The organism is Bacillus xiamenensis (assembly GCF_000300535.1).
In the GTDB taxonomy this organism is placed as follows: domain Bacteria; phylum Bacillota; class Bacilli; order Bacillales; family Bacillaceae; genus Bacillus; species Bacillus xiamenensis.
On sequence record NZ_AMSH01000113.1, the window covers coordinates 1 to 1,827 of the forward strand.

Sequence of the window (1,827 nt, forward strand, 5' to 3'; positions counted from 1 at the left end):
AGCCTAATAAGGGTGTTTTATTTGTGTCTCATTCTGCTATGTCAGTCTAGCTTGTGATCCTTTTGTTTTCCTATATCCGCTGTTCCGGCCATAGAGTATCCGGTGATTTCACCCTTTTGAATCTGTTCCCAGATTTCATCAGATGCTTTTGTCACAAGGACCCACGATCCTTTCTTGATAACCTCATCGCCCATTTCAAAGTCAGACGGAGCAATGTACGATTCAACGACTTCCCCGACACCCCCTTGGAAATCATGCTGCTTGTCGATCTCACGTGCATCCTTCAGGAACCCATGAGCGGCTTTTTCGATTTCTTCTGGTGTCATGTAATCCCCATGTGCATCAGCTACGTTTGGTTCGTATACAATACCGTACACAAGACGCTGCGCATCGTCTGCTTTGGCAATGACCTTGATCTCTTTTTGAAAGTCTGGTTGTTTTTCTGATTTCATAAAAAAGAACTGCTTTTGATTAGCAGCCTTGTCTACATATGAAACATGTGTGATCTTCGCATTTATCAATTCGCGTGGCAATTCATTCACCTCCTTTCAGTTTAGTCACTTTCTTCTATACTGGCCGCTCGTGCTCTTTCTTCTTTACGGATAGCTTTCTCCTTTTTTCGTTCTCGCCTTTTCACAGCACCTTTTTTCCACAAAGAAGTTATCCCCAGCGTTAAATAATCGCTTATGGTTTTCTTTTGTTTCGTATCATCTGCAATAGTAAGATTTATAAATACAGACATAGCCAGCATGAAAATTGAAAACACTAAACAATAAAATAAAATTAGTAATTTTTCTTGTAGTTCATCAACCCAGATGGTTCCATCTCTATATTCATCACAAATCACAATGAGCATAAAAATAAATATTATCCAACTAACGGCAAAGAACGTACTTTCAATAAAAATAGAGATTCTATAAAAAAAGCGGAACAAATAATTCATACCTACAGTTTTTTTGAAATAATTGTGATCTTTATATATAGCTTCGAAAAGCTTCCAATACTCTTTTTCTAACAAATATTCCAAACTCCCTATCTTACGAGATAATAGTTTCAAACTTTGATCATCAAATTCAATTTGATAGTGAATAAAAGCCTCATGTGTTTCTATAAATCTATCAACTAATTTCCTGTTTCCAAGTTTTGAAATATTTATTGTTTCGGGATTATAAGTATTGAAAAACTTTCTAATAAATTCAACCTTATGACGTTCATCCCTTATATTCTTTATATTTCTCAACTGAAAATACATAGGTTCTATCAATTTATATAAATTATCCTCAGCACTTTTATAAAAACGATCTCGATCTTTATGACGAATACTTGTAATGAAAGCAATAACGGCTGATACAAGAACAACAAACACAGGTAAATATGCTTTTATTTCTGACCAATAATCAACATCATTCATAAAATAACCCCATTCTTTAAATAATGAGGATATTATACCATTTAATTCCTTTTTTTGTAATACTATTCTTATAATCTCTTCTTTTTCCTCAGCTGACAACCCAAAAATTACAGGGTCAACCACAGGACCAACCGCACAATGACAGTTCACTCGCTCTTTGGGAGAAAGCTGTGTATCTCTCGGAAACATGCAGCGCTCTCCGCTGCCTGGTATCTCAAATTCTTCATCCAAAGGAATGATTGTACCGTCCAGTTGCACATGACTTTCTCTGGACTGATTCTTTTTCCCGCCGCTGTGCTTCCACTTCTTCCCCGTTACAGCTGGAGATTGGACATAGGATTCATGTTGAGCAACGGAAGAAGCGGTCAACACTTCTGTGACCGCCGTCACACGTGCGCGCTTGCGGCTGAATTCAG

Annotated in this window: 2 pseudogenes; both read right to left on the reverse strand. The window is 37.2% G+C overall.

The window, feature by feature from the left end:
* Positions 1–59 precede the first annotated feature (59 nt).
* Positions 60–533, reverse strand: a pseudogene (locus BA1_RS18155) (XkdF-like putative serine protease domain-containing protein); the annotation flags it as partial.
* Between the two features lie 923 nt (positions 534–1,456).
* Positions 1,457–1,827, reverse strand: a pseudogene (locus tag BA1_RS18160) (phage minor head protein); the annotation flags it as partial.